22 protein-coding genes are annotated in these 20278 nt (G+C 65.1%); 15 read left to right on the forward strand and 7 right to left on the reverse strand.

What is annotated here, in order from left to right:
* Positions 1–64 precede the first annotated feature (64 nt).
* Genes AC1C2O_RS18765 through AC1C2O_RS18795 form a run of 7 tightly spaced genes read left to right on the forward strand, consistent with a single transcriptional unit; the run spans position 65 to position 4501 of the window.
* Complete coding sequence (locus AC1C2O_RS18765) at positions 65–1207, forward strand: TadA family conjugal transfer-associated ATPase (RefSeq protein ID WP_495432090.1); 1143 nt, start codon at positions 65–67, stop codon at positions 1205–1207.
* On the forward strand, positions 1204–2064 hold the full coding sequence (locus AC1C2O_RS18770; RefSeq protein WP_495432091.1) for a type II secretion system F family protein: 861 nt from the start codon (positions 1204–1206) through the stop codon (positions 2062–2064). The genes AC1C2O_RS18765 and AC1C2O_RS18770 overlap by 4 nt, the downstream gene beginning before the upstream one ends.
* Positions 2061–3005 (forward strand): type II secretion system F family protein, encoded by a 945-nt coding sequence (locus AC1C2O_RS18775; protein WP_495432092.1) that lies wholly within the window; start codon positions 2061–2063, stop codon positions 3003–3005. The genes AC1C2O_RS18770 and AC1C2O_RS18775 overlap by 4 nt, the downstream gene beginning before the upstream one ends.
* 49 nt (positions 3006–3054) lie before the next feature.
* Complete coding sequence (locus tag AC1C2O_RS18780; protein ID WP_495432180.1) at positions 3055–3252, forward strand: hypothetical protein; 198 nt, start codon at positions 3055–3057, stop codon at positions 3250–3252.
* Between the two features lies 1 nt (position 3253).
* Entirely contained in the window at positions 3254–3652 is a 399-nt protein-coding gene (locus AC1C2O_RS18785; RefSeq protein WP_495432093.1) for a TadE/TadG family type IV pilus assembly protein, read from the forward strand.
* Positions 3624–4079, forward strand: a complete 456-nt coding sequence (locus AC1C2O_RS18790) for a TadE/TadG family type IV pilus assembly protein (RefSeq protein ID WP_495432094.1) — start codon at positions 3624–3626, stop codon at positions 4077–4079. The genes AC1C2O_RS18785 and AC1C2O_RS18790 overlap by 29 nt, the downstream gene beginning before the upstream one ends.
* Positions 4076–4501: a pilus assembly protein TadG-related protein gene (locus tag AC1C2O_RS18795; protein WP_495432095.1), complete on the forward strand. Its 426-nt coding sequence runs from the start codon at positions 4076–4078 to the stop codon at positions 4499–4501. Before AC1C2O_RS18790 ends, AC1C2O_RS18795 begins: the two co-directional genes overlap by 4 nt.
* A gap of 63 nt (positions 4502–4564) precedes the next feature.
* Here the strand turns inward: AC1C2O_RS18795 and AC1C2O_RS18800 are convergent, their stop codons facing one another.
* Genes AC1C2O_RS18800 through AC1C2O_RS18810 form a run of 3 tightly spaced genes read right to left on the reverse strand, consistent with a single transcriptional unit; the run spans position 4565 to position 6888 of the window.
* On the reverse strand, positions 4565–4870 hold the full coding sequence (locus AC1C2O_RS18800; protein ID WP_495432096.1) for an EthD domain-containing protein: 306 nt from the start codon (positions 4868–4870) through the stop codon (positions 4565–4567).
* 39 nt (positions 4871–4909) lie between these two features.
* Complete coding sequence (locus AC1C2O_RS18805) at positions 4910–6328, reverse strand: dihydrolipoyl dehydrogenase family protein (protein ID WP_495432097.1); 1419 nt, start codon at positions 6326–6328, stop codon at positions 4910–4912.
* Positions 6325–6888: a hypothetical protein gene (locus AC1C2O_RS18810; protein ID WP_495432098.1), complete on the reverse strand. Its 564-nt coding sequence runs from the start codon at positions 6886–6888 to the stop codon at positions 6325–6327. The genes AC1C2O_RS18805 and AC1C2O_RS18810 overlap by 4 nt, the downstream gene beginning before the upstream one ends.
* 192 nt (positions 6889–7080) lie before the next feature.
* On the opposite strand from AC1C2O_RS18810, the gene AC1C2O_RS18815 reads away from it, so the two are divergent.
* Positions 7081–7686: a TetR/AcrR family transcriptional regulator gene (locus tag AC1C2O_RS18815; RefSeq protein ID WP_495432099.1), complete on the forward strand. Its 606-nt coding sequence runs from the start codon at positions 7081–7083 to the stop codon at positions 7684–7686.
* Here the strand turns inward: AC1C2O_RS18815 and AC1C2O_RS18820 are convergent.
* Together AC1C2O_RS18820 and AC1C2O_RS18825 are read right to left on the reverse strand one after the other, a co-directional pair.
* Positions 7683–8912, reverse strand: a complete 1230-nt coding sequence (locus AC1C2O_RS18820; RefSeq protein WP_495432181.1) for an MFS transporter — start codon at positions 8910–8912, stop codon at positions 7683–7685. The genes AC1C2O_RS18815 and AC1C2O_RS18820 overlap by 4 nt on opposite strands.
* Positions 8913–8976: 64 nt before the next feature.
* Positions 8977–9789 carry an endo alpha-1,4 polygalactosaminidase gene (locus tag AC1C2O_RS18825; protein WP_495432100.1) on the reverse strand — a complete coding sequence of 271 codons (813 nt, stop codon included), beginning with the start codon at positions 9787–9789 and terminating at the stop codon, positions 8977–8979.
* Between the two features lie 48 nt (positions 9790–9837).
* On the opposite strand from AC1C2O_RS18825, the gene prfB reads away from it, so the two are divergent.
* Genes prfB through smpB form a run of 4 tightly spaced genes read left to right on the forward strand, consistent with a single transcriptional unit; the run spans position 9838 to position 13475 of the window.
* Complete coding sequence (prfB, locus tag AC1C2O_RS18830; protein WP_495432101.1) at positions 9838–10950, forward strand: peptide chain release factor 2; 1113 nt, start codon at positions 9838–9840, stop codon at positions 10948–10950.
* Positions 10951–11007: 57 nt separating this feature from the next.
* Positions 11008–12027, forward strand: coding sequence for a cell division ATP-binding protein FtsE (ftsE, locus tag AC1C2O_RS18835; RefSeq protein ID WP_495432102.1), 1020 nt, complete (start codon positions 11008–11010; stop codon positions 12025–12027).
* Complete coding sequence (ftsX, locus tag AC1C2O_RS18840; protein ID WP_495432103.1) at positions 12024–12941, forward strand: permease-like cell division protein FtsX; 918 nt, start codon at positions 12024–12026, stop codon at positions 12939–12941. Before ftsE ends, ftsX begins: the two co-directional genes overlap by 4 nt.
* Before the next feature lie 57 nt (positions 12942–12998).
* Positions 12999–13475, forward strand: coding sequence for an SsrA-binding protein SmpB (smpB, locus tag AC1C2O_RS18845; RefSeq protein ID WP_495432104.1), 477 nt, complete (start codon positions 12999–13001; stop codon positions 13473–13475).
* Between the two features lie 2 nt (positions 13476–13477).
* Here the strand turns inward: smpB and AC1C2O_RS18850 are convergent, their stop codons facing one another.
* Positions 13478–15337, reverse strand: a complete 1860-nt coding sequence (locus tag AC1C2O_RS18850; protein ID WP_495432105.1) for a S9 family peptidase — start codon at positions 15335–15337, stop codon at positions 13478–13480.
* 198 nt (positions 15338–15535) lie between these two features.
* On the opposite strand from AC1C2O_RS18850, the gene AC1C2O_RS18855 reads away from it, so the two are divergent.
* Together AC1C2O_RS18855 and metE are read left to right on the forward strand one after the other, a co-directional pair.
* Positions 15536–16483: a methylenetetrahydrofolate reductase gene (locus AC1C2O_RS18855; protein ID WP_495432106.1), complete on the forward strand. Its 948-nt coding sequence runs from the start codon at positions 15536–15538 to the stop codon at positions 16481–16483.
* A gap of 23 nt (positions 16484–16506) precedes the next feature.
* Positions 16507–18822, forward strand: coding sequence for a 5-methyltetrahydropteroyltriglutamate--homocysteine S-methyltransferase (metE, locus tag AC1C2O_RS18860; RefSeq protein WP_495432107.1), 2316 nt, complete (start codon positions 16507–16509; stop codon positions 18820–18822).
* 130 nt (positions 18823–18952) lie between these two features.
* Here metE and lexA read toward each other — a convergent pair whose 3' ends face one another.
* The gene (gene lexA, locus AC1C2O_RS18865) at positions 18953–19639 is read right to left on the reverse strand and encodes a transcriptional repressor LexA (protein WP_495432108.1); all 687 of its coding nucleotides are present in this window, start codon (positions 19637–19639) and stop codon (positions 18953–18955) included.
* 263 nt (positions 19640–19902) lie between these two features.
* Here lexA and AC1C2O_RS18870 point away from each other — a divergent pair, with 263 nt between their 5' ends.
* Positions 19903–20277, forward strand: coding sequence for a LysM peptidoglycan-binding domain-containing protein (locus AC1C2O_RS18870; protein ID WP_495432109.1), 375 nt, complete (start codon positions 19903–19905; stop codon positions 20275–20277).
* Position 20278 lies beyond the last annotated feature (1 nt).

Below are 20278 nucleotides of genomic sequence, written 5' to 3' on the forward strand. Positions count from 1 at the left end.
TCCCGAAACATTGCCCTGTGGATAACTTCCGAGGCTGACCGCGAATTCTTGCGAGGATGCCGGAGTGAGCCAGCCGTCCCTCCTCGTTGCCGAACGTGTGCGCAGGCGCCTGCGCGCGGAGCGCACGGATCCTTCGCTTGCGCCTGAGGAAGCCAGGCGGATCGCGCAGTCAGAAGTCCGGCGGCACAACGACCTCGCACTATCGCGTGGGGACGCGATGATCGATGACGAATCGGCCTGCGTGCAGGATGTGCTGGCCTCCGTCAGCGGATTCGGAGCCCTGCAGCCACTTCTCGACGATGACAGCATTGAAGAGATCTGGCTGAATGGCCCAGGCCATGTCTACATCGCGCGAGGCGGGGTATCGGAGCGGGTTCCGCTGCGACTCACTGATGCAATGGTGCGTGATCTCGTCGAGAGAATGCTGCAGTCCACTGGCCGCCGGGTGGATATCAGTCAGCCATTCGTTGATGCCTCGCTGCCGGATGGATCACGCCTGCACGTTGCGATCGCGGATGTCGTTCGCGGTTCGTGGGCCGTCAATATTCGCAAGTTCCTCCCGCATCACCGCACTCTGGATGCCCTGGTGGCGGTCGGGTCGATGCCGGAGCACATCGCCGCCATGTTGCGAACGGCTATGAACGATGGGGCCAGCGTCATCGTGTCCGGCGCGACCCACACCGGGAAAACGACGCTGCTGGGGGCGCTGCTGGCGTCTTGCGCCGAATCGCAGCGAATCATCACGGTCGAGGAGACGTTTGAGCTCGCCGTGGACGGCCCCGACCTTGTCGCCCTCCAGGGCAGGCAGGCGAGTCTCGAGGGGACCGGTGAGATCACGCTGCGCCGGCTGGTGAAGGAGGCGCTGCGCATGCGACCTGACCGGCTCGTGGTCGGAGAGGTGCGTGACGCCGAAGCGCTGGATCTCGTGCTGGCACTGAACACCGGCGTGCCTGGCGCAGGAACCGTCCATGCGAACTCTGCAGTCGAGGCGCTCGAGAAGCTCACGATCCTGCCGCTGCTCGCCGGGCGCAACATCGATCGCTCGTTCATCGCGCCCGCTCTCGCGTCAGCTGTCTCGCTCATTGTGCACTGCGCGCGCGATGGCGCAGGCGCGCGTTTCGTCGCTGAGGTGGTTGCGCCGACTGGCGAGGTCGTCGAGGGGCGGATCATCACTCGATCGCTGTATCGCGCGGAGCCGCGTTCATGACGCTGTTCGTCGGCGCGATGCTCGCTGCGGGGATGCTGTTGTGCGTTTCACCGTGGCTCTGGCCACGTCGTGAGCGGGAGGCGCGTCGACCTCCGGACTCCGGATGGCTGGCTCGGCTCATCGACGAGGCAGGGTTTGCGTCGGTCGAACAGCGAACCGTGGTCGCGGTCGTCGTCGCCGTCGGACTTCTTGCAGCCTCTGTGGTGTGGCTGATCACGGGCATCGCGGTGCTGGCAGTGCTCGGCGGCGCGGCTGCTGCGAGCGCACCGATAGCCTTCCTACGCTCGCGCAAGCTGCGCCTGCTGAAGGCACGCAGACAGCTGTGGCCCGATGTCTGCGATCTGCTCATCGCGTCGATCAGAGTGGGACTCTCGTTGCCGGATGCGGTGGCGAGCCTGGCGGATTCCGCCCCGTCGATGGTGCGGCCGGCTTTCGTCGTCTTCGCCAGAGATCTGCGCGGCACCGGGCGGTTCGAAAGCAGTATCGATCGGCTCAAGACAGCGCTCGCCGATCCCATTGCCGACCGCATCATCGAGTCGCTGAAGATGGCACGACAGGTCGGCGGCACCGAGCTCACTGGTGTGCTGCGGGCACTGTCATCGTCCGTACGTGCGGATGCCACGCTTCGAGGTGAAGTCGAGGCGAAACAGTCGTGGGTCCGCGGTGCAGCGGTGCTGGGTGTCGTCGCGCCCTGGGTGATCCTGGTGCTCCTCGCGATGCGCCCAGAGGGCGCGCAGGCCTATGCCAGCCCGGAGGGCGTGCTCGTGATCTGCGGTGGTGCCGCCGTGTCGGTGATCGCGTTCCGCATCATGGTGCGCATCGGCCGCCTGCCCGAGCCTCGGAGGTGGTTCGCATGACCGGGATCACGGATGCCGCGATGGCGATTCTGCTGGGCGGGTTGCTGGCCGCTGGCGTCCTCTGCATCCTTGCGGCGGCGCCGCGATGGCGTGCCGCATCGCTGACCATGCGCATCGCACCCTATGTGCGGGATGCCGTCGATGATGCGGTGCTTCCGATCGGGATGCTGCCGAGGGTAGGGGTGCTTCCCGCGCACGCCGCCGGTGGTGTGGCGAGGCTGAAGGCACTGTTGCTGCGCGGGTTCGGAGACAGTGAAGCATTGACACAACGCCTCGGCCAAGCCGGAATCAACGAGGGCCCCGCGGCGTTCCGCGGACGACAGTTGGGGTGGGCGCTGGCAGGTTTCGGCGGCGGGAGCGTGCTGGTCATCATCCTCGCGCTGACTGGGCGGATGACGCCGCCTGCGGCGGCCCTGCCGGTGGTGCTCGGTGCCGGCACGGCGATGGCGCTTGACATGCTGCTCTCGGCGCGAGTGAAGGCGCGGCTCAGTCGACTCAGCGACGAACTGCCGACCACGCTGGAGTTTTTGGCACTGTGCTTGTCTGCAGGCGAAGGGTTTCTGGATGCGCTGCGCAGAGTTGCCGCGATCGGCTCGGGGGAGCTAACGGGAGAGTTGCGGCAGGTCGTGCTGGCGGTCGGAACCGGGTCATCGTTGGCCGACGCGCTCGGCGAGATGGCGGCGCGGTTGCGCCTGCCAGGGGTGTCGCGTGCGACCGATCAGATCATCGCCGCGCTTGAGCACGGTGCACCGCTGGCCGGAGTGCTGCACGCGCAGGCGTCTGATGCCCGTGAAGATGCGAAGCGGATGCTGATCGAGCAGGCGGGGCGGCGCGAGATTTTGATGATGGTGCCTCTGGTATTCCTGATCCTGCCGCTGTCTGTGGTGTTTGCTGTGTTCCCTGGAATGTTCATTCTGCGCCTTGGTATCGGCATCGGCTGAGGCCTCTGAGCTACCGAAGATCTGTGATTTACCGACGAAAGGACCGATGATGAATCGAATTCAAAGCTGGTGGACGACGGCAACGGCCGAGGCGCGAGCATTCGGCGAGGATGAGAACGGCGACGTTCCCGGCTGGGTGCTCGTCACGTTGATGACGGCTGGCCTTGTCGTGGTGATTTGGGCTGTCGCGGGCCCCGCGCTGCTCGGGCTGTTCGAGCAGGCGATCTCGAGCGTGTCCGGAATCTGACATGCGGTGGCGAGCAGAGGCGGCGGATGATCGCGGGTCTAGTCCCGTCGATTTCGTGCTCGTCGGCTCGCTGCTGACTGTCCTGACGCTCGCCGTTCTGCAATTGGGGCTCGCCGTCTACGTGCGCAATGTCGTGCATGACGCGGCAGTCGAGGGCGCACACTACGCGGCGCTCGCGGATACCTCTCTTGAGGAGGGCGCCGAGCACGCTCGCCTCTTCATCACGCGCGCCGTGGGCGGCTCGTTTGCGGAGGACGTCAGCATCGCTGAGAGCGGCAGGCTGGGGCATCCCACCGCGGTCGTCACCGTGCGAACGACCCTTCCGCTCATTGGATTGCTGGGTGTTCCGTTCGCGCTGGAGGTGGATGCCGATGCGCCGATGGAGTCGCTGGGGCCATAACGACGAGGGCTCAGCCGCGCTGGAGTTCCTCACCGCGGGGGTCATCTTCCTCGTGCCGCTGGCCTACCTGATCATCACGCTGGGGGTGATCCAGCAGAGCACGTTGGGTGCGGAGGCCGCAGCCCGCCACACTGCCCGCGTGATCGGCCAGTCACACGACGCCGAATCTGCTGCGCGCAGCAGCGCCGCGGTGCTGGCTAACATCATCGACGAGTATGGCTTGGACTCCGACAACACCGGAGTCTCCATCTCTTGTATTCCGGCAGGCGTGCCCTGCCCGTCTTCCGGTGTGACGGTGCTGGTCACGGTGGACACGCGGGTCTCCTTGCCGTTCGTTCCGCCGATCTTCGGACTCGACAGCGCGACGCGCATCCCGCTGCAGGCAGAAGCAGCGCAGAAGTTGTCGCGGCTGTGGAGCACGGAATGACTTGGCAGTGCGGGCAGGCGGATGATGAAGGCGGCAGTATCTTGCCGCTCCTGCTCGGCTACGTCGTGCTCGCGCTCGCCGTGATTTCGGTGTGCGTCTGCGCTACTGACCTGCACATCACGCAGAAGCGACTCGATTCCCTCGCTGATTCCGCTGCGCTGGCCGGAGCCGACGGCTTCACGCTCGTCATCGACGGGGAATCCGTGCGTGCCGTGCTCACCGATGACGGCGTACGCGAGCAGGCAGAGGTGATCGTAGCGGCCATCTCGACGGAGGCGAATCTGGTGTCGGCATCCGCGCCCGATGGCGTGTCTGCGCAGGTCACGGTCGCCGCCGCGTGGCATCCGCCCCTGTTCTCACCGTTCGTCCCGGACGGCATCCTGCTCGAGTCGACCGCGACCAGTCGCACGGCGATGCGGTGACCTGCCGGAAGAACGGCACTGCCATTGGGGGCGCAGTTCGCATTACTGCGCCCCCGACGACGTTCAGGCTCGTTGGATGTCGGAGAACAAGCCGATGAACGGCACCCCGGTGCCGATCAACCGCTGGAAGAACTCTCCCGCGACCGGTGTGGCGACAGCAGCCGAGGCCGCTTCATAGGTCTCGAAGTACAGGTCGAGGGTCCGATGCGCCGGCGTGGGTGTCCCGTCTTCTTTGGGCCAGACTTTTGCTGCCTCGAATCGTTGCAGCGCCGGGAGCTGTTCGGCGAGAGCGGCGATCTCCGGGTAGGCGATTTCGAACTCGTCTGGGTCGCTGGGGTTCTCGATGACGATGGTGATCTTCGTGGGCATGATTTCACTTTCCTTTTCTGGTTATTACTGCGTCACTTGCTATGCGGCCGGTCGGCCGTAGGTCTCCAGGAGCCGGAGCCAGACCTCGCTGATGGTCGGGTATGCGGGCACGGCGTGCCAGAGGCGTTCGATGGGGACTTCTCCGACGATGGCGATGGTGGCGGCGTGGACGAGTTCCGCGACGTCCTGTCCGACGAAGGTGGCGCCGACGATCAGGTGCCGATCTTCGTCGACGATGAGCTTCGCCTGCCCGGCGTAGCCGTCGGCATGGAGCTTCGCTCCGGCGACCCAGCCGAGGTTGTACTCGACGGCCCGGTAGTTGAGCTGCTTCTGCTTGGCGCCTTCTTCGGTGAGTCCGACGGCGGCGACCTCAGGGTCGGTGAACACGACGCGCGGCACCGCTGTGTGATCTGCGGTGGCGACGTGTTGTCCCCACGCCTCGTCCGAGATCGGCGAGCCATTCAGGCGTGCCGCGATTGCTTCGCCGGCGGCTCGTGCCTGGTACTTGCCTTGATGAGTGAGCATCGCACGCCTGTTGACGTCGCCGACGGCGTAGAGCCAATCGGTGCCGCCCACGAGCATGGTGTCATCCACGGCGATTCCGCCGCTGACGTCCAGCCCCAGGGCTTCGAGACCCAGATTGTCGGTAGCGGGGCGGCGCCCCGTCGACACGAGGAGCTCGTCCGCGCTGATGCTGGTGCCGTCAGCGAGAGCGATGGTGACGATGCCGTCGGCGTCGCGGTCGACTCTGGTGGGGGTGGCCGCGGTGTCGACGTGCACGCCTTCTGCGAGCAATGCTGCCGCGACATGCTCGCCCACGAACGGTTCTTCGCGCTCCAGCAGGGGGGTGCGGGAGAGCAGCGTGACCTGAGAGCCGAGCGAGGAGAACGCGAAGGCGAGTTCGGTGCCGGCGACTCCGCCACCGATGATGGCGAGTCGGGCAGGCACGTGATCTGCAGAGGTGGCTTCCCGAGTGCCCCATACCGAGGCATCGGCGAGGCCGGGAATCGGAGGGAGCACGGGAACGGAGCCCGTCGCGATTGCCACCGCCCTGGCTGCGTAGACACGATCGCCCACCAGGACCTGCCCGCGGCCGGTGATATGGCCGTGCCCGCGGATGAGGTCGATCCCGGCGGACTCGAGCCAGGAGACCTGTCCGTCGTCTTTCCAGCCGTCGGTGAACGACGTGCGTCGTGCGAGGACAGCGGCGGCGTCGATGTGGTCGGCGACCGCCTCCCGCGCTCCGGCCAGGCGGCGGGCGGCGCGGATCGCGTGTCCGCTGCGCAGGAGCGCCTTGGAGGGCATGCATGCCCAGTAGGAGCACTCGCCTCCGACGAGCTCGGATTCGACGATCGCGACATGGATGCCGCGCTTCTTGGCGTAGTCGGCGACGTTCTCGCCGACCGCCCCGCCGCCGATGACGATCAGGTCGTAGTCGTATGCAGCGGAGGCGGTCATGCTGCGACCTTCTTGCGCAGCACGATGGACAGGCGGATGGCGGAGATCAGGAAGAAGATCGCGCCCAGAAGGGCGTAGCCGGCGACTCCGGTGATCATCCCGTTGCCCTGAAGGCCCTGCGCGACGAATGCCCCACCGGCGAATAGCGAGATGCCGCCGGACAGCATCTGCGGAACCTGCCCGCCGTTGCGGCGGTTGCGGATGGCGGTGATCAGCTGGGGGAGACCCGCGCCGATGGCCCACACACCCCACACGATCAGCGCAGCGGCTGCGGACACCGTCGATGCCCAACCCAGCGCGATCGCGACGAGCACGCTGACGACGACGTTGATCCATTCCGAGGCCTTCGCCCGGTGGCTGTCGCCTGCAGAGCGGATCTGCCAGAAGACGGATGCCGCGTCGAACAACGGGTACACGATCAGCAGGATCGTGAGGGCGAGCCCCGCGGTACCGCCGGTCAGAAACAGCAACGCTGCCCAGACCACGGTGAAGCCGAAGCGGATGAAGTAGAGGCGGCGCAACGCGCCGCTCAAGCTGGAAGAGGAAGTGGTATCTGACATGCTCGACATTTCTTTCTTATAGAGATCGACTGGTAGAGTTACTAGTACGTCTACATAGAAAGATAACCCGTCTCGGCCTCGAACGCAAGCGACACCATCACCGCCATCGAGACTGACTAGTACGACTAGGTAAGAAACCGTGAAATCCTGGAAGCTCTGATGCGACCTGCCCGACCCAGACCGGAGCCCGAAGTGCAAGATGAGATAACCACCCCCGCGGCGAAGTCATCGAAGGGTGCGAGCACACGACAGCGGATTCTCGACGCTGCCAACGAGCTGTTCTACAACCACGGCATCCGCGCGACGAGCGCCGACCGGATCATCGAGCAGGTCGGCATCACCAAGGTCACCTTCTATCGACATTTCCGCACGAAGAGCGACCTCATCGTCGCCTACCTCGAGCAGCAGTCGGCTGCCGAGCAGGCTTGGATGAGAAGCACGGTCAACGAGGGGGACCCGCTCGCCACGGCGCGCACGATCGCTGCCGGCATCGGTGCAGCCAGTTGCAGCCCGGGTTTCCGCGGATGCGCGTTCATCAATGCGGCCGCGGAGTATCCCGACCCTCAGGATCCGGTTCGCCTCGCCGTCGATGCGCACCGAGGCTGGATGATTGATTTCTTCGCCGGGATCGCGGACCAGTCGGGCGTGCGCGATGCCGGTTCCGTGGCGAATCAGCTCATGATCCTTCGCGACGGCGCCATGGTCAACGGCTACCTCGGCGACTCGCTCACGCTCGCAGGTTCTCTCGAGGCGGGATTCTCCTCAATTCTCGGGACCGCTGACGACAACGGGCGTTAACGGGCGTCTGGTCGTCGCGGACTGAAGCGGGGAATCCAGCGGATGAATCCGAGCGCGCCGAGAAGTCCGACGATGCCCATGACCCCGCTCGCGAACGACAACGAGGCGATGGCAGTCACGCCCGCCACGATGAGCGGAGCGACTGCGCCGCCGGCATCCGTCAATGTTCGCCACGAGCCGAGGAATGTGGCCGGCTCCTGCTGCGGTGCGATATCGGCGCCGAGCGTCAACAGGATGCCGCTAGAGAGGCCATTTCCGACACCGAGCACCGCGGCGAGCATCCCGAACCACAGAACGGCGGTATCACCATCGTGAGTGAAGGAGAGTGCGAGGAAGCCTGCGCCCATCAGCACCATCGCTGGCATCGCCGCCCACAGCCTGCCGAAACGATCCATCACCTGCCCGCTGGCATAGAACAGCGCGAAATCGATCGCGCCAGAGATGCCAACGACGAGGGCGATCGTCTGCGCGTCAAGCCCGAGTGAGAGGCCCCACAGCGGCAGCACCACCTGTCGAGCGGAGCGCACCGCCGACAGTGATGCTGCCGCCAGTCCGAGACGGCCAAGCACCCCACGGTAGTGCCACATGGTACGGAAGATCCCGGCCCGTTCCAGTGTCAGGATCGATCCGGTCACCGCCTCGCCGGTGTCCTCCGAGATGGTGAAGGATGAGGCAGCGCGCACCGGAGGGATCGTTTTCTCCGGGTCGGGCCCGAAAGTCACGAGCACGACCATGCCGAGTAAGCACGCGAGGAAGAACCAGATCGACGCCTGCTCGCGTCCGAAAACCTGCAGGAGGGCTGCGGTGACGAACGGCCCGATGAAGATGCCAAGGCGGAAACTGCCGCCGAGCAGCGATAGCGCACGGGCGCGGAACGCGATTGGAACGCGCGTCGTCATGAACGCGTGTCGTGCGAGGCCGAATGCCGCAGCGCAGAATCCGAGTACGAACACGGATGCCGCGAACACTCCGAGGGCCGGGGCAAGGAGCATCCCGAGTACGGCGACCATCGCGATGAGGCCGGCGATCACCATCGTGTAGCGCTCGCCGATGCGGGCCACGGCCCACCCGGCCGGCAGATTCCCGCACAGTTGGCCGACGACGAGCGCCGAGGCGACAAGGGCAGCGAAGGCGACATCGGCACCCATGCTCGCGGCGATGATCGGAATCAGCGGGAGTACGGCGCCCTCGCCGAGCGAGAACAGAATGGTGGGCAGGTACACCATCGGCCCGAACTGCTTCAGGACTGACGACGCGCTGCTCACGGTGCCACGCTACTCTGCTCGCGGTTCAGCAGATTTCGCGCACGTACGTGTCGTCGGTGGGGGTGGTGAGGTCGCGGTCGCGCAGTATCGTCGTCGGCGTCTCCACGTCGGCGCACATCTCCTGAAAAGTGCGGGGGAGCGTGTCGGTGTACTCGACGTTCAACACTGCGGTGCCGTAGACGTCCGTATACGCCGCGCACTCGCGGTAAGCAGCGCACTCTTCACTGATGGCGAAGTCGAAGCCGCTCTCCTTGCGGAACATCTGGGTGTGCTCGGCGGCGTTCTTCTGGCCCACCGCGAGATCGGCTTCGTGTGCAATGACAACGATCCGGCCGGCGAGAGCGGACGCATCCTCGGCCGACAGGGCCCCGTCGGATCGGGTGAACGAGTCGAGGTTGTCCAGCTCCACCGCGTCGAACCCGTCAGATGCGCAGCCGCGGATCCACTCGCCGACCCGCGCGGCGATCACGTCCTGCGCAGTAGCGGAGGAGATGTCCAGAAGGGCCTCATCCGGCCAGTCCGGATCCCGCACCGGCTGCCCATCGGCATCCATCAGCACGCTCTGATCGGGCCAGTCCGAGAGCTCTCCAGGCTGCGTCTGGAAGGCGTTGATATAGCAAATTGAATAGACGCCAGGCTGCGGCTCATCTGTGCGGTCGCGCACGATGATCCCGACACCTTCCGCTGGTGGATACCCTCCACCGAGCTGGTAATCGAACGCGACGCCGTCGGGAAGAGATGCTCGCGCAGCGCCCTGCGCATCGGGAGTGGATGCCGCGCACGAGACGAGAGTGGATGCCACGACAAGGGCCACGCCGACGGCGGCAAAACGGCTCACAGAGATATGCACATATCAGGGTAACCACGCACGATAGGCTGAGGTGCCATGCTCGAACTCGATATCGCCGCCGAAATTCAGGCGCTCAAGCACACCTTCAGTGACATCAGCGAGGTCGTCGATGTCAACCGAATCCGCGAGGATATCGTCCGCCTCAGTGAGGAAGCGGGCGCACCCGACCTCTGGGAAGACACCGAGCACGCGCAGAAGGTCACCAGCGCACTCAGCCACCGACAGTCCGAGCTTGCTCGCATCACCGGCATTGGCAGTCGCCTCGATGATCTCGAAGTGCTGGTGGAGCTCGCCAACGAGATGGAAGACGAAGACTCCGCTCAGGAGGCCCAGCGTGAGCTTGAGGCACTGAGCGCGGTCATCAGTCAGCTCGAGGTGCAGACGCTGCTCGACGGCGAATATGACGAGCGCAACGCGATCATCACCATCCGCTCCGGCGCCGGCGGCGACGACGCCACCGACTTCGCCGAGATGCTCATGCGCATGTACCTGCGCTGGGCCGAGCAGCACAATTACCCCGCCAAGGTCATGGACACTTCCTACGCGGAGGGTGCAGGCATCAAGTCCGCCACCTTCGAGATCACGGCTCCCTACGCCTTCGGCACGCTGTCGGTTGAGGCTGGCACGCACCGACTCGCACGCATCAGCCCGTTCGGCTCTGCCGACAAGCGCCAGACCAGCTTCGCCGCGGTCGAGGTCATCCCTCTGATGGAGGAGGCCACCGCGGTCGAGATTCCCGAGAATGACATCCGGGTGGATGTGTTCCGCTCGTCCGGTCCTGGTGGACAGTCGGTCAACACGACCGACTCGGCCGTGCGCCTGACCCACCTTCCCACCGGCATTGTCGTGTCGATGCAGAACGAGAAGTCGCAGATCCAGAACCGCGCCGCAGCAATGCGCGTGCTGCAGACCAGACTCCTGCTGTTGCAGAAGGCGCAGGAAGCAGCCAAGAAGAAAGAACTCGCCGGCAACATCACGGCGAGTTGGGGCGACCAGATGCGCTCGTACTTCCTCTACGGTCAGCAGCTCGTCAAAGATCTGCGCACCGGCCACGAATCGGGCAACCCCGCAGCGGTTTTCGATGGGGATCTCGATGGCTTCATCTCGGCTGGCATCCGATGGCGCAAGCGCAGGGACGACGACGACTGACCCGCACCGGGTGTCGCTCGCTGTCAGGCAGGAACGCGCGCTTAGGCTCGTAACGCCATGATTCGGTTCGAGAACGTCACTAAGCGCTACCGCGGGACGAAGCGACCGGCCCTTGCCGGGGTCGACTTCGAAGTCCAGCGGGGCGAATTCATCTTCCTTGTCGGAGCATCAGGTTCGGGTAAATCCACCTGTCTCAGACTCATCTTGCGTGAGGATGTCCCCACCACCGGCCGTGTCGCGGTCCTCGGACGCGACCTGCGTTCGCTTGCGAACGGCAAGGTGCCGTACTTCCGTCGTCACATCGGCTCGGTCTTCCAAGACTTCCGTCTGCTCTCGTCCAAGACGGTGTTCCAGAACGTTGCCTTTACCCTGCAGGTCACTGGGTCGTCGCGTGGATTCATCCACCAAGCAGTGCCGGAAGCACTCGCCCTGGTCGGGCTTGAAGGCAAAGAGAAGCGGATGCCTCATGAGCTGTCCGGCGGTGAGCAGCAGCGCGTGGCGATCGCTCGTGCGCTGGTCAACCGTCCGCAGATTCTGCTTGCGGATGAACCGACCGGAAACCTTGACCCTGCGACCTCGGTCGACATCATGCAGCTGCTCGCTCGGATCAACGCCGGCGGCACCACGGTCGTGATGGCCACGCACGAGGCAGCGTTCGTTGATCAGATGCAGCGCCGCGTGATCGAGCTCCGCGACGGTGAGATGGTGCGCGACGAGGTGCGCGGTGGCTACGGCGACCGCTCGATGATTCCGCAGCTGGGCCCTGAGGAGCAGCGCGGCGCAGCGACGACCGCTGCGCGCACCGCGATGCAGGAGGTACAGCGCGAGACCGAGGGGCTTGAACCCCTCACCGCCGAATTGATCGCGTCGATGAGGGCAGCAGGCAACGCTCCGGCAGTCGCCCCTCAGGATGTTCCTGCCCAGACGCAGGCCCCAGAAACGCCAGCCCCGGCCCAGGTCGGCCAGCGGACGCACCCGATCGTGCTGCCGGAAGTTGACGTCGCCGAGCTCGGCGTCGCCGACCGCCTTGGCCTGTCGGATACCGACGATGACGAGGAAGTAGGGCCGACCTCGTGAGAGTGGGACTTATCCTCATGGAGGCCCTCGGGGGCCTGAGGCGCAACATCTCGATGGTGATCTCCGTCGTGCTCGTGACCTTCGTCTCGCTGACGTTCGTCGGCGCAGCGATCCTCATGCAAGGTCAGATCAGTACGATGCGCGGGTACTGGACCGAGCGTGCGCAGGTCTCGGTCTCGATGTGCTCGCCGGTCTCGGGCGGTCAGGAGACCTGCCTGGATGGCGCCGCCACTGAAGAGCAGGTCAACCAGGTGCGCATTGAACTGGCCGGCGATGCTCTCGGGGCGCTCATCAGTAGCGTGCGCTTCGAAGACAAGGCCGAGGCGTATGCCAACCTCACTGAACTGCTCGGCGAAGAGCAGGCGAGCGTGCTCACCGAGGAGCAGATGTCGGAGAGCTTCTACATCACTCTCAAGGACCCCAGCCAATCGCAAGTGATCGTCGAGGCGTTCGCAGGAATCAACGGCGTCGAAGAGGTGCGTGACCAGCTGCAGTACCTCGATCCGCTGTTCTCGGCACTCACTGTCGCGACCTATATTGCGGTGGGTATCGCGGTGCTGATGCTGATTGCTGCCATCTTGCTCATTGCGACAACGATTCGTCTTTCTGCCTATGCGCGCCGCAAAGAGATCGGGATCATGCGGCTGGTGGGCGCATCGAACAGGTTCATCCAGACGCCGTTCATCCTGGAGGGCGTGTTCGCGGCCTTCCTCGGGTCGGCTCTTGCCAGCGCCGCAGTCATCGCCGGAATGCATTTCGGCGTGAACGGCTATCTGAAGGGTCGTGTGCCTTTCATCACGACATGGGTGTCGATGCAGGATGCCGTGCTCGTGGTGCCGGTGCTCATCGGCATCGGCGTGCTGTTGGCCGCGCTCTCGGCGGGCTTCGCGATCCGTCGTTGGCTGCGCACCTGATATAGGCTGAGGGGCTGGCCACAGAAAGAGCTGGCCACCGAAAGAAGAGGAACCATCATGCCCAGGGAACGCGGGGAGAAGGTCATCGCGACCAATCGTCGCGCACGTCACGACTACAACATCGAAAAGTCGTACGAGGCGGGAATGGTGCTCTCCGGCACCGAAGTGAAGTCGCTCCGGCAGGGTCGTGCGAACCTCTCCGACGGCTACGCCTTCATCAAAGGCCATGAGCTCTTCCTCGATTCCGTGCACATTCCGGAGTACTCGCAGGGCCACTGGACGAACCACTCCGCCAAGCGCATCCGCAAGCTGCTGATGCACCGCGACGAGATCGACAAGCTGGAACACGCGGTCTCCGCCGGCGGCTACACGCTCGTCCCCATGAAGCTGTACTTCTTGGATGGCCGCGCCAAGGTCGAGATCGCGCTGGCCAAGGGCAAGCGCGAGTTTGACAAGCGTCAGACCCTGCGCGAGCGTCAGGACACTCGCGAGGCAGAGCGCGCAATGCGGCTGCGCAACCGCACGGGCGAGTAGCCCTACAGCTTCGGGTCGAACCCGAACACCCTGCCGAGGAACGTCAGTTCACGCTCCAGGGCGTCGATGATGGTTTCTGCGCGCCGGAAGCCGTGTCCTTCTCCTGGGTACAGCACGTACTCGTGGTCGACGCCGCGGGCAGCGAGAGCATCGCGGATCGCCTCGGACTGCGACGGCGGAACGACGCGATCGTTCGCACCCTGCAACAGCAGCACCGGCACGTCAATGTCATCGACATGAGTGAGTGGCGAGCGCTCGATGTACACCTGCTCGGCCTCGGGTAGCGGGCCCACCAGGCCGTCGAGGTAGTACTTCTCGAAGTCGTGGGTGTCCTGTGCGAGCATCCGCAGATCGGTGACGCCATAGCGGCTGATTCCGGCGGCGAACACGCCACCGCGCACGAGCGCTGAGAGCACCGTCCATCCGCCCGCCGAGCCACCGCGGATCGCGATGCGCGCAGGGTCGGCCTTGCCAGCCTCGGCAAGGCCACGCGCGGCGGCGAGCACGTCGTCGACCTCGGCGATGCCCCACTGCCCGTCGAGGCGCTCGCGGTAGGCGCGGCCGTAGCCGGTGGAGCCGCCGTAGTTCACATCCAGCACGCCGATCCCTCGGCTCGTGTAGTACGCGATGGCGGTGGATGCTCCGCCTGACACGTGCGCGGTGGGGCCGCCATGCACGAACACGATGTACGGCGGCAGTTCGCCAGCGGGTGCATCGGCGTTCGGGTTCGCCGGCGGATAGTCGAATGCGTGCACAGGTCCGTTGGCCCCATCGAATGTGACACGCGTGGCCGGAGGCATCCATTCTTCATCGACAGGTATGCCTCCGCGGACGCGTTCGACCGCGCCGGAATCGACATCCACGCACCACAGCCCGGCATTGACGCCCGCGCCCCCACCGGAAAGCAGCACACGGACGCCTGCGGTATCGTCGACGCTCACGTGCGCGGTAGCCGGCACATCGAGGCGCTTCTCCGATCCATCGGGCTCGATCAGGACGATCTCATCTGAGCCGTTAGTGCGCACGGCGACGATACGGCCGTCCGACAGCGGTTGGTACCAGCGATTGCCCAGCACCCACAATCCGTACCCTGTGTCGGCATCGGCCGGCGCGATGGAGTCTGGGCCGGAGGTGCGCTCCAGACCGTCGAGGGAGATCCGCTGCAATTGCCAGCGTCCGGTGGGATCATCGGCGTAGGTGAGTTCGGTGTCGCTGATCCATTCGGGTTGCAGTGCGGCGCGTGTGGGGGTGCTGGCAAACGTGTCGCCGCCGAGTTGGGCGACGTGCAACTGGGCCAGCTGCCATGGCATGTGGTGGTCGCTCCACTGCACCCATGCGATGCGCGTGCCGTCGGGGGAGAGGGCAGGATGTGCGACGAACCCGGAGGTCGCAATGATCTGCTGAACGTCGCTGCCGTCGGTCGGGATCTCGACGATCGCGCGGCGGTGCCGATCGTCGGTGAGGTCCTCGCGCACCGCGAAGAGGCGACCGTGCTGCAGTCGTAGGCCGCCGTGGTTCGGGCCAATGCCGTTCGGCCCAACGGGCGTGAGTGGCTGCGGCGAGCCGCCCCGGAGCATCCGGTACACCCTCTGGTCGTTCGCATCGACGAAGAACAACGTGCCGTCGGTGTCCGCGGTCCATGCGCCGCCACCGTACTCGTGCACCCGCGAACGAGCGTTCCATGGCTCAGGCAGCAGCACGTTGCCGTTCGAGCTGCGCACTGTGACACGCCCACCTTCGGCCGGCACCGACTCGCCCCACCAGATCTCATCGCCGACGAACCGCGCACCGTCTATACGGGGCGCGGATGAGGCGATATCGACTGCGTGAAATGGAGAAGGCCAGGTACCGTACGGCTGCATGCTTCGACCCTATGCGGTGACGTTCTGACACACGGCGTCACACACTGTGCGCGAGGTGGCATCAGTGCCATAAGTTTCTGGAAACGGCCGGTTTATCCGGACGTGGAGCGACAGCCGAGCCCGGCACCCGCCCGCGAACGATCCAGTGTCTGGGGTCGTCCGCGGCTGCCCTGCCCACTCTGTCACCCCAGGAGAATGATGTCTTCCGAGTCTTTGACGCTCGGGACCCCACGTGTCCCTTTCTCCTTCGAGCTCTACCCGCCGCGTTCGGCTTCGAGCGACGAGGCGCTGCGCGAGACTGTCCGTCAGCTAGCGGCGGCGGGGCCTGAATTCATCTCCGTCACGTACGGCGCCGGCGGCTCCACTGGTGGACGCTCACTCGACGTGCTGCGCTTCATCCGCGAGTACACCGACGTCGAGCCGCTCGCGCACCTGACATGCGTCGGCAATACCTATGCGGGTGCGGCTGCGCTCATTCGTGAATTCTTGGATGCTGGCATCCTCAGCTTCCTCGCCCTTCGCGGTGACCCACCCACCGGTCAGCCGGAAACCTTCCTCGGCGATCTGGAGAGCTCCGCGCAGCTCGTACAGCTGATTGGCCGTGTGCAGGCCGAGCGTGCTCCGTATGAGGAGACGCCGATTCCTGGTTTTCCAGGGGCCGCTCGCGTCACCCGGGGGCGCGATGTCAACATCGCGGTGGCTGCCTTTCCCAAGGGGCATCCACGCTCTGCCCACCGCACGCAGGACGTCGAGGCGTTGCTTGCCAAACAGGCCGCCGGGGCGACTTTCGCGATCACACAGCTGTTCTTCCACGCCGACGACTACCTCGCGTTTGTCGAGCGTGCGCGGGCCGCTGGAGTCACGATTCCGATCCTTCCTGGCATCATGCCGATCACCTCGCCCGCCCGTCTGGGCCGTGTGCTCGAGCTCACCGGCGAAGACCTGCCCAGCGAACTTTCGATCGCGCTGGAGGTCGAGCCGACGGCCGAAGGTCGTCGCGAAATCGGCACCCAGTGGGCATCACGTCTGACCCGCGAGGTGGTGGCCGGCGGCGCACCAGGAGTGCATTTGTACGCGTTCAACCAACACGAAACCGTTCTCACCGTTCTCGCCGAGGCAGGCGTTCTTCCTGCCCTGCGTCACTAGATCCCTCCCCGAAAGGAAACATCATGACCGCATTCCCCCAGGGGACTATCCTCGGCTACCCGCGCATCGGCCGCCGCCGCGAGCTGAAGAAGGCCGTCGAGGCGTTCTGGGCCGGCCGCTCAGACCTCGCAGCGCTGGAGCAGACTGCTGCCGAACTGCGTGCAGCGAGCCGTGAGCGCCTCGCATCCCTCGGCCTCGGCCGCACCGATTCGGCGATCCCGGAGTCGTTCTCGTACTACGACCAGGTGCACGATGCCGCCGTCACTGTCGGCGCAATCCCCACCCGCTTCGACAACCTTCGCGAGGCGGACGGCTCGATCGGGCTACCGGCGTACTTCACCATCGCGCGCGGCGAGGGCGAGCGCGCCGCGCTCGAGATGACCAAGTGGTTCGACTCGAACTACCACTACCTCGTTCCCGAGATCGGCCCTGAGACGACGTTCTCGCTGTCCAGCGACCGCGTCGTGCGTCAGGTCGAAGAGGCTGTCGCCGCCGGGTTCGTCACGCGCCCCGTCGTCGTCGGCCCTGTCACCCTGCTGGCGCTGGCGAAGGCATCGGATGCCGCGCCCGAGGGCTTCGACCCGCTGTCGCGTCTCGATGACCTTGTCCCCGTGTACGTCGAGCTGCTTGCTCGTCTGAAGGCCGCCGGCGCAGAGTGGGTGCAGCTGGATGAGCCGGCGCTCGTCAGCGAGTCACTTCCCGCGTCCGCTGAGCAGTTGGCGGATGCCGCGGCACGCGCGCTGGCAATCATCGGTGGTGCGACTGAGCGTCCGTCAATCCTCGTTGCGGCTCCGTACGCGTCGTTGGACGCCACGTTCGCCGTGCTGGCCGCGGCTCCCATCGAGGCCATCGCGGTCGACCTCGTGCGCGGCAGCGTCCCGACGGCGGTCGAGGGGCTTTCCGACAAGGTGCTCGTCGGCGGAGTGATCGACGGTCACAACATTTGGCGCGGCGACCTCGCCGCCGCGTTCGAAACGCTGGAGGCGCTGGGGTCGCTCGGTGCGGCTCAGGTCGCGGCATCCACCTCTACCTCGCTGCTGCACGTCCCACACGACGTGACCGACGAGTCGAAGCTCGACGAGCGCCTCGCCAGCTGGCTCGCATTCGCCGACCAGAAGGTCGAGCAGGTCGTCGCCCTTGCTCGTGGCCTCGGCTCGGGCCGTAAGGCGATCCAGGCAGAGCTGGATGCGGCATCCGCGGCACTCGCCGACCGCAGCAACGCACCAGGTGTGCGTGATGGTTCTGTGCGCTCGCGTGCACTTGCCGACGACGATTTTTCGCGCGTCTCGTATGCCGAGCGTGAAGCGGCTCAGGAAACGGCACTCGGACTGCCGGCGTTGCCGCTCACCACGATCGGCTCATTCCCGCAGACCGGCGACATCCGCCGTGCCCGCGCTCAGTACATTCGTGGCGAGCTGTCGCAGGATGACTACGACGAGTTCCTTCGCCGCGAGGTGGACACCGTCATCGAACTGCAAGAAGATCTGGGTCTTGATGTGCTCGTGCACGGCGAACCCGAGCGCAACGACATGGTGCAGTACTTCGCCGAGAACCTCGACGGCTTCTCGGTGACGGAGAACGGCTGGGTGCAGTCATACGGCTCGCGCGCCACGCGCCCGTCGATCCTGTGGGGCGATGTCTCACGTCCTGCTCCGATCACGGTCGGATGGTCGACCTACGCGCAGTCCAAGACCGCCAAGCACATGAAGGGCATGCTCACTGGGCCCGTGACGATCCTCGCGTGGTCGTTCGTGCGTGATGACCAGCCGCTGGGAGAGACGGCGAACCAGGTCGCCCTCGCGTTGCGCGATGAGATCACGGATCTCGAGGCTGCCGGCATCGCCATCATCCAGGTCGACGAGCCCGCGCTGCGCGAGTTGCTGCCGCTGAAGAAGGCCGACCAGCCTGCGTACCTGGAGTGGTCGGTGGGTTCCTTCCGCCTGTCGACGGGTGGAGCGGCAGCCGCAACGCAGGTGCACACCCACCTGTGTTACTCGGAGTTCGGCGTCGTCATCGACGCGATCCGTGCACTGGATGCCGACGTGACCTCGATCGAGGCAGCGCGTAGCCGCATGGACGTCGTAACGGACATCGCAGAGGTCGGCTTCGACCACGGCATCGGACCTGGCGTCTACGACATCCACTCCCCGCGCGTTCCCACGGTCGAGGAGATCGAGTCGCTTCTACGTCGCGCAGTCGATGAGATCCCGACGCGTCAGCTCTGGGTGAACCCGGACTGCGGGCTGAAGACCCGCGGCTACGACGAGACCACAGAGTCGCTGCGCAACATCGTCGAGGCCACCCGTCGCGTGCGCGAAGACATCTCAGTAACGGTCTGACCCTCTGGCGGCGCTGCGCGCTCCGTTCTCGGCGCTGGGCGCCGCCGAGAACGCACAAACCGTCCTTCCCGAAGCATAGGAAGGACGGTTTCTGTGTTCTCGATGTGCGTACGTATGTATAGGTGTTCGGTCAGACAGCCCGCAGCACAGCAACGACCTTGCCGAGCACCGTGGCGTCATCGCCGAGGATGGGCTCGAAGGCGGAGTTGCGAGGCAGCAGCCAGGTGTGGCCATCGCGCTGGCGGAACGTCTTCACCGTGGCTTCGCCATCAAGCATCGCCGCTACGATCTCACCGTTTTCTGCGGTGTTCTGCGTACGGATGACGACCCAGTCGCCGTCGCAGATCGCCGCGTCGATCATCGACTCGCCAGTGACCTTGAGCATGAACAGATCGCCCTTGCCGACGAGTTGACGGGGGAGAGGGAAGATCTCTTCGACCTGCTGCTCCGCCGTGATCGGGACGCCGGCTGCGATCTGACCGACCAACGGCACCATGGCTGCGTCGCCCACGGGAGTGCTGGAATCGGCAGGGTTCTCACCGCTGGAGCCCGGCAGATCGATCAGCACCTCCATTGCACGTGTCTTGCCAGGATCGCGTCGTAGATAACCGCTGAGCTCGAGCTGACCCAGCTGATGCGTCACGCTCGATAGCGACTTGAGGTTCACGGCATCGCCGATCTCGCGCATGCTCGGCGGGTAGCCGTGCGTGGCGATGGAAGTCTGAATGACCTCGAGAATCGCCATCTGCTTCGGGCTGAGGCTTTTACGCCGGCGAGTGCGCGGAGCCTCTGGGTCGGGTGCGGAGATGTCGCTCATGGGTGCTCCTTTGTACGCGATTCCGGTGCGGCTCTTCGAATGTCTGAGGTCCGTGATGAGGTGTGTCTATCGAAACCGTATCCGAGAAACACCTTGATTAGGAAGATCTGTTCGAGCGTGTCGGCGATTTCAGCGGTTCGGTTTCGAATAATTCTTGACAGATGTTCGAATTCGAAGATACATTCGGTACGTAGCTTCGCATTCACTGCTCCCGGCCGAGTGGTGAATGCGAACGCTACGCCAAAGACGCAGAGGAGAATCCCATGAGCACCATCAGCATCACCGCAGGCGCCGCTGTTTCGACTGGCACCACGCGGCCTCGAATGACGCGGCTGCGAATGACAACTCGTGGGCGTCGCGTGTTGCTTGCCGTCGCGGCACTCCCGCTGGCTGCGGGTATCGGCTTCGCAGCAATCAGCGGCGGCTCTGCCATCGCATCGGGCGAATCGGCGAGCACGGTAACCTTCGACACCGTGACGGTCCTGCCTGGTGACACGCTGTGGTCGATCGCAGAGTCGCTCGCACCGTCGACTGACCCGCGCACCGTGATTGGTGATATCGAGCGACTCAATGTCCTCAGCAACGGTTCGCTCCAGGTCGGCCAGCAGTTGGCCATTCCTGCGCAGTACAGCAACTGAT

It is taken from the genome of Microbacterium sp. Y355, assembly GCF_059445345.1.

Bases quoted from the DNA above. Each gene is read 5' to 3' on its own strand.
- AC1C2O_RS18770 (WP_495432091.1), top strand. From the start codon at position 1,204: ATGACGCTGTTCGTCGGCGCGATGCTCGCTGCGGGGATGCTGTTGTGC.
- AC1C2O_RS18775 (WP_495432092.1), top strand. From the start codon at position 2,061: ATGACCGGGATCACGGATGCCGCGATGGCGATTCTGCTGGGCGGGTTG.
- AC1C2O_RS18780 (WP_495432180.1), top strand. From the start codon at position 3,055: ATGAATCGAATTCAAAGCTGGTGGACGACGGCAACGGCCGAGGCGCGA.
- AC1C2O_RS18785 (WP_495432093.1), top strand. From the start codon at position 3,254: ATGCGGTGGCGAGCAGAGGCGGCGGATGATCGCGGGTCTAGTCCCGTC.
- AC1C2O_RS18790 (WP_495432094.1), top strand. From the start codon at position 3,624: ATGCGCCGATGGAGTCGCTGGGGCCATAACGACGAGGGCTCAGCCGCG.
- AC1C2O_RS18795 (WP_495432095.1), top strand. From the start codon at position 4,076: ATGACTTGGCAGTGCGGGCAGGCGGATGATGAAGGCGGCAGTATCTTG.
- AC1C2O_RS18800 (WP_495432096.1), bottom strand. From the start codon at position 4,870: ATGCCCACGAAGATCACCATCGTCATCGAGAACCCCAGCGACCCAGAC.
- AC1C2O_RS18805 (WP_495432097.1), bottom strand. From the start codon at position 6,328: ATGACCGCCTCCGCTGCATACGACTACGACCTGATCGTCATCGGCGGC.
- AC1C2O_RS18810 (WP_495432098.1), bottom strand. From the start codon at position 6,888: ATGTCAGATACCACTTCCTCTTCCAGCTTGAGCGGCGCGTTGCGCCGC.
- AC1C2O_RS18820 (WP_495432181.1), bottom strand. From the start codon at position 8,912: ATGGTGTACCTGCCCACCATTCTGTTCTCGCTCGGCGAGGGCGCCGTA.
- prfB (WP_495432101.1), top strand. From the start codon at position 9,838: ATGCTCGAACTCGATATCGCCGCCGAAATTCAGGCGCTCAAGCACACC.
- ftsE (WP_495432102.1), top strand. From the start codon at position 11,008: ATGATTCGGTTCGAGAACGTCACTAAGCGCTACCGCGGGACGAAGCGA.
- smpB (WP_495432104.1), top strand. From the start codon at position 12,999: ATGCCCAGGGAACGCGGGGAGAAGGTCATCGCGACCAATCGTCGCGCA.
- AC1C2O_RS18850 (WP_495432105.1), bottom strand. From the start codon at position 15,337: ATGCAGCCGTACGGTACCTGGCCTTCTCCATTTCACGCAGTCGATATC.
- AC1C2O_RS18855 (WP_495432106.1), top strand. From the start codon at position 15,536: ATGTCTTCCGAGTCTTTGACGCTCGGGACCCCACGTGTCCCTTTCTCC.
- metE (WP_495432107.1), top strand. From the start codon at position 16,507: ATGACCGCATTCCCCCAGGGGACTATCCTCGGCTACCCGCGCATCGGC.
- lexA (WP_495432108.1), bottom strand. From the start codon at position 19,639: ATGAGCGACATCTCCGCACCCGACCCAGAGGCTCCGCGCACTCGCCGG.
- AC1C2O_RS18870 (WP_495432109.1), top strand. From the start codon at position 19,903: ATGAGCACCATCAGCATCACCGCAGGCGCCGCTGTTTCGACTGGCACC.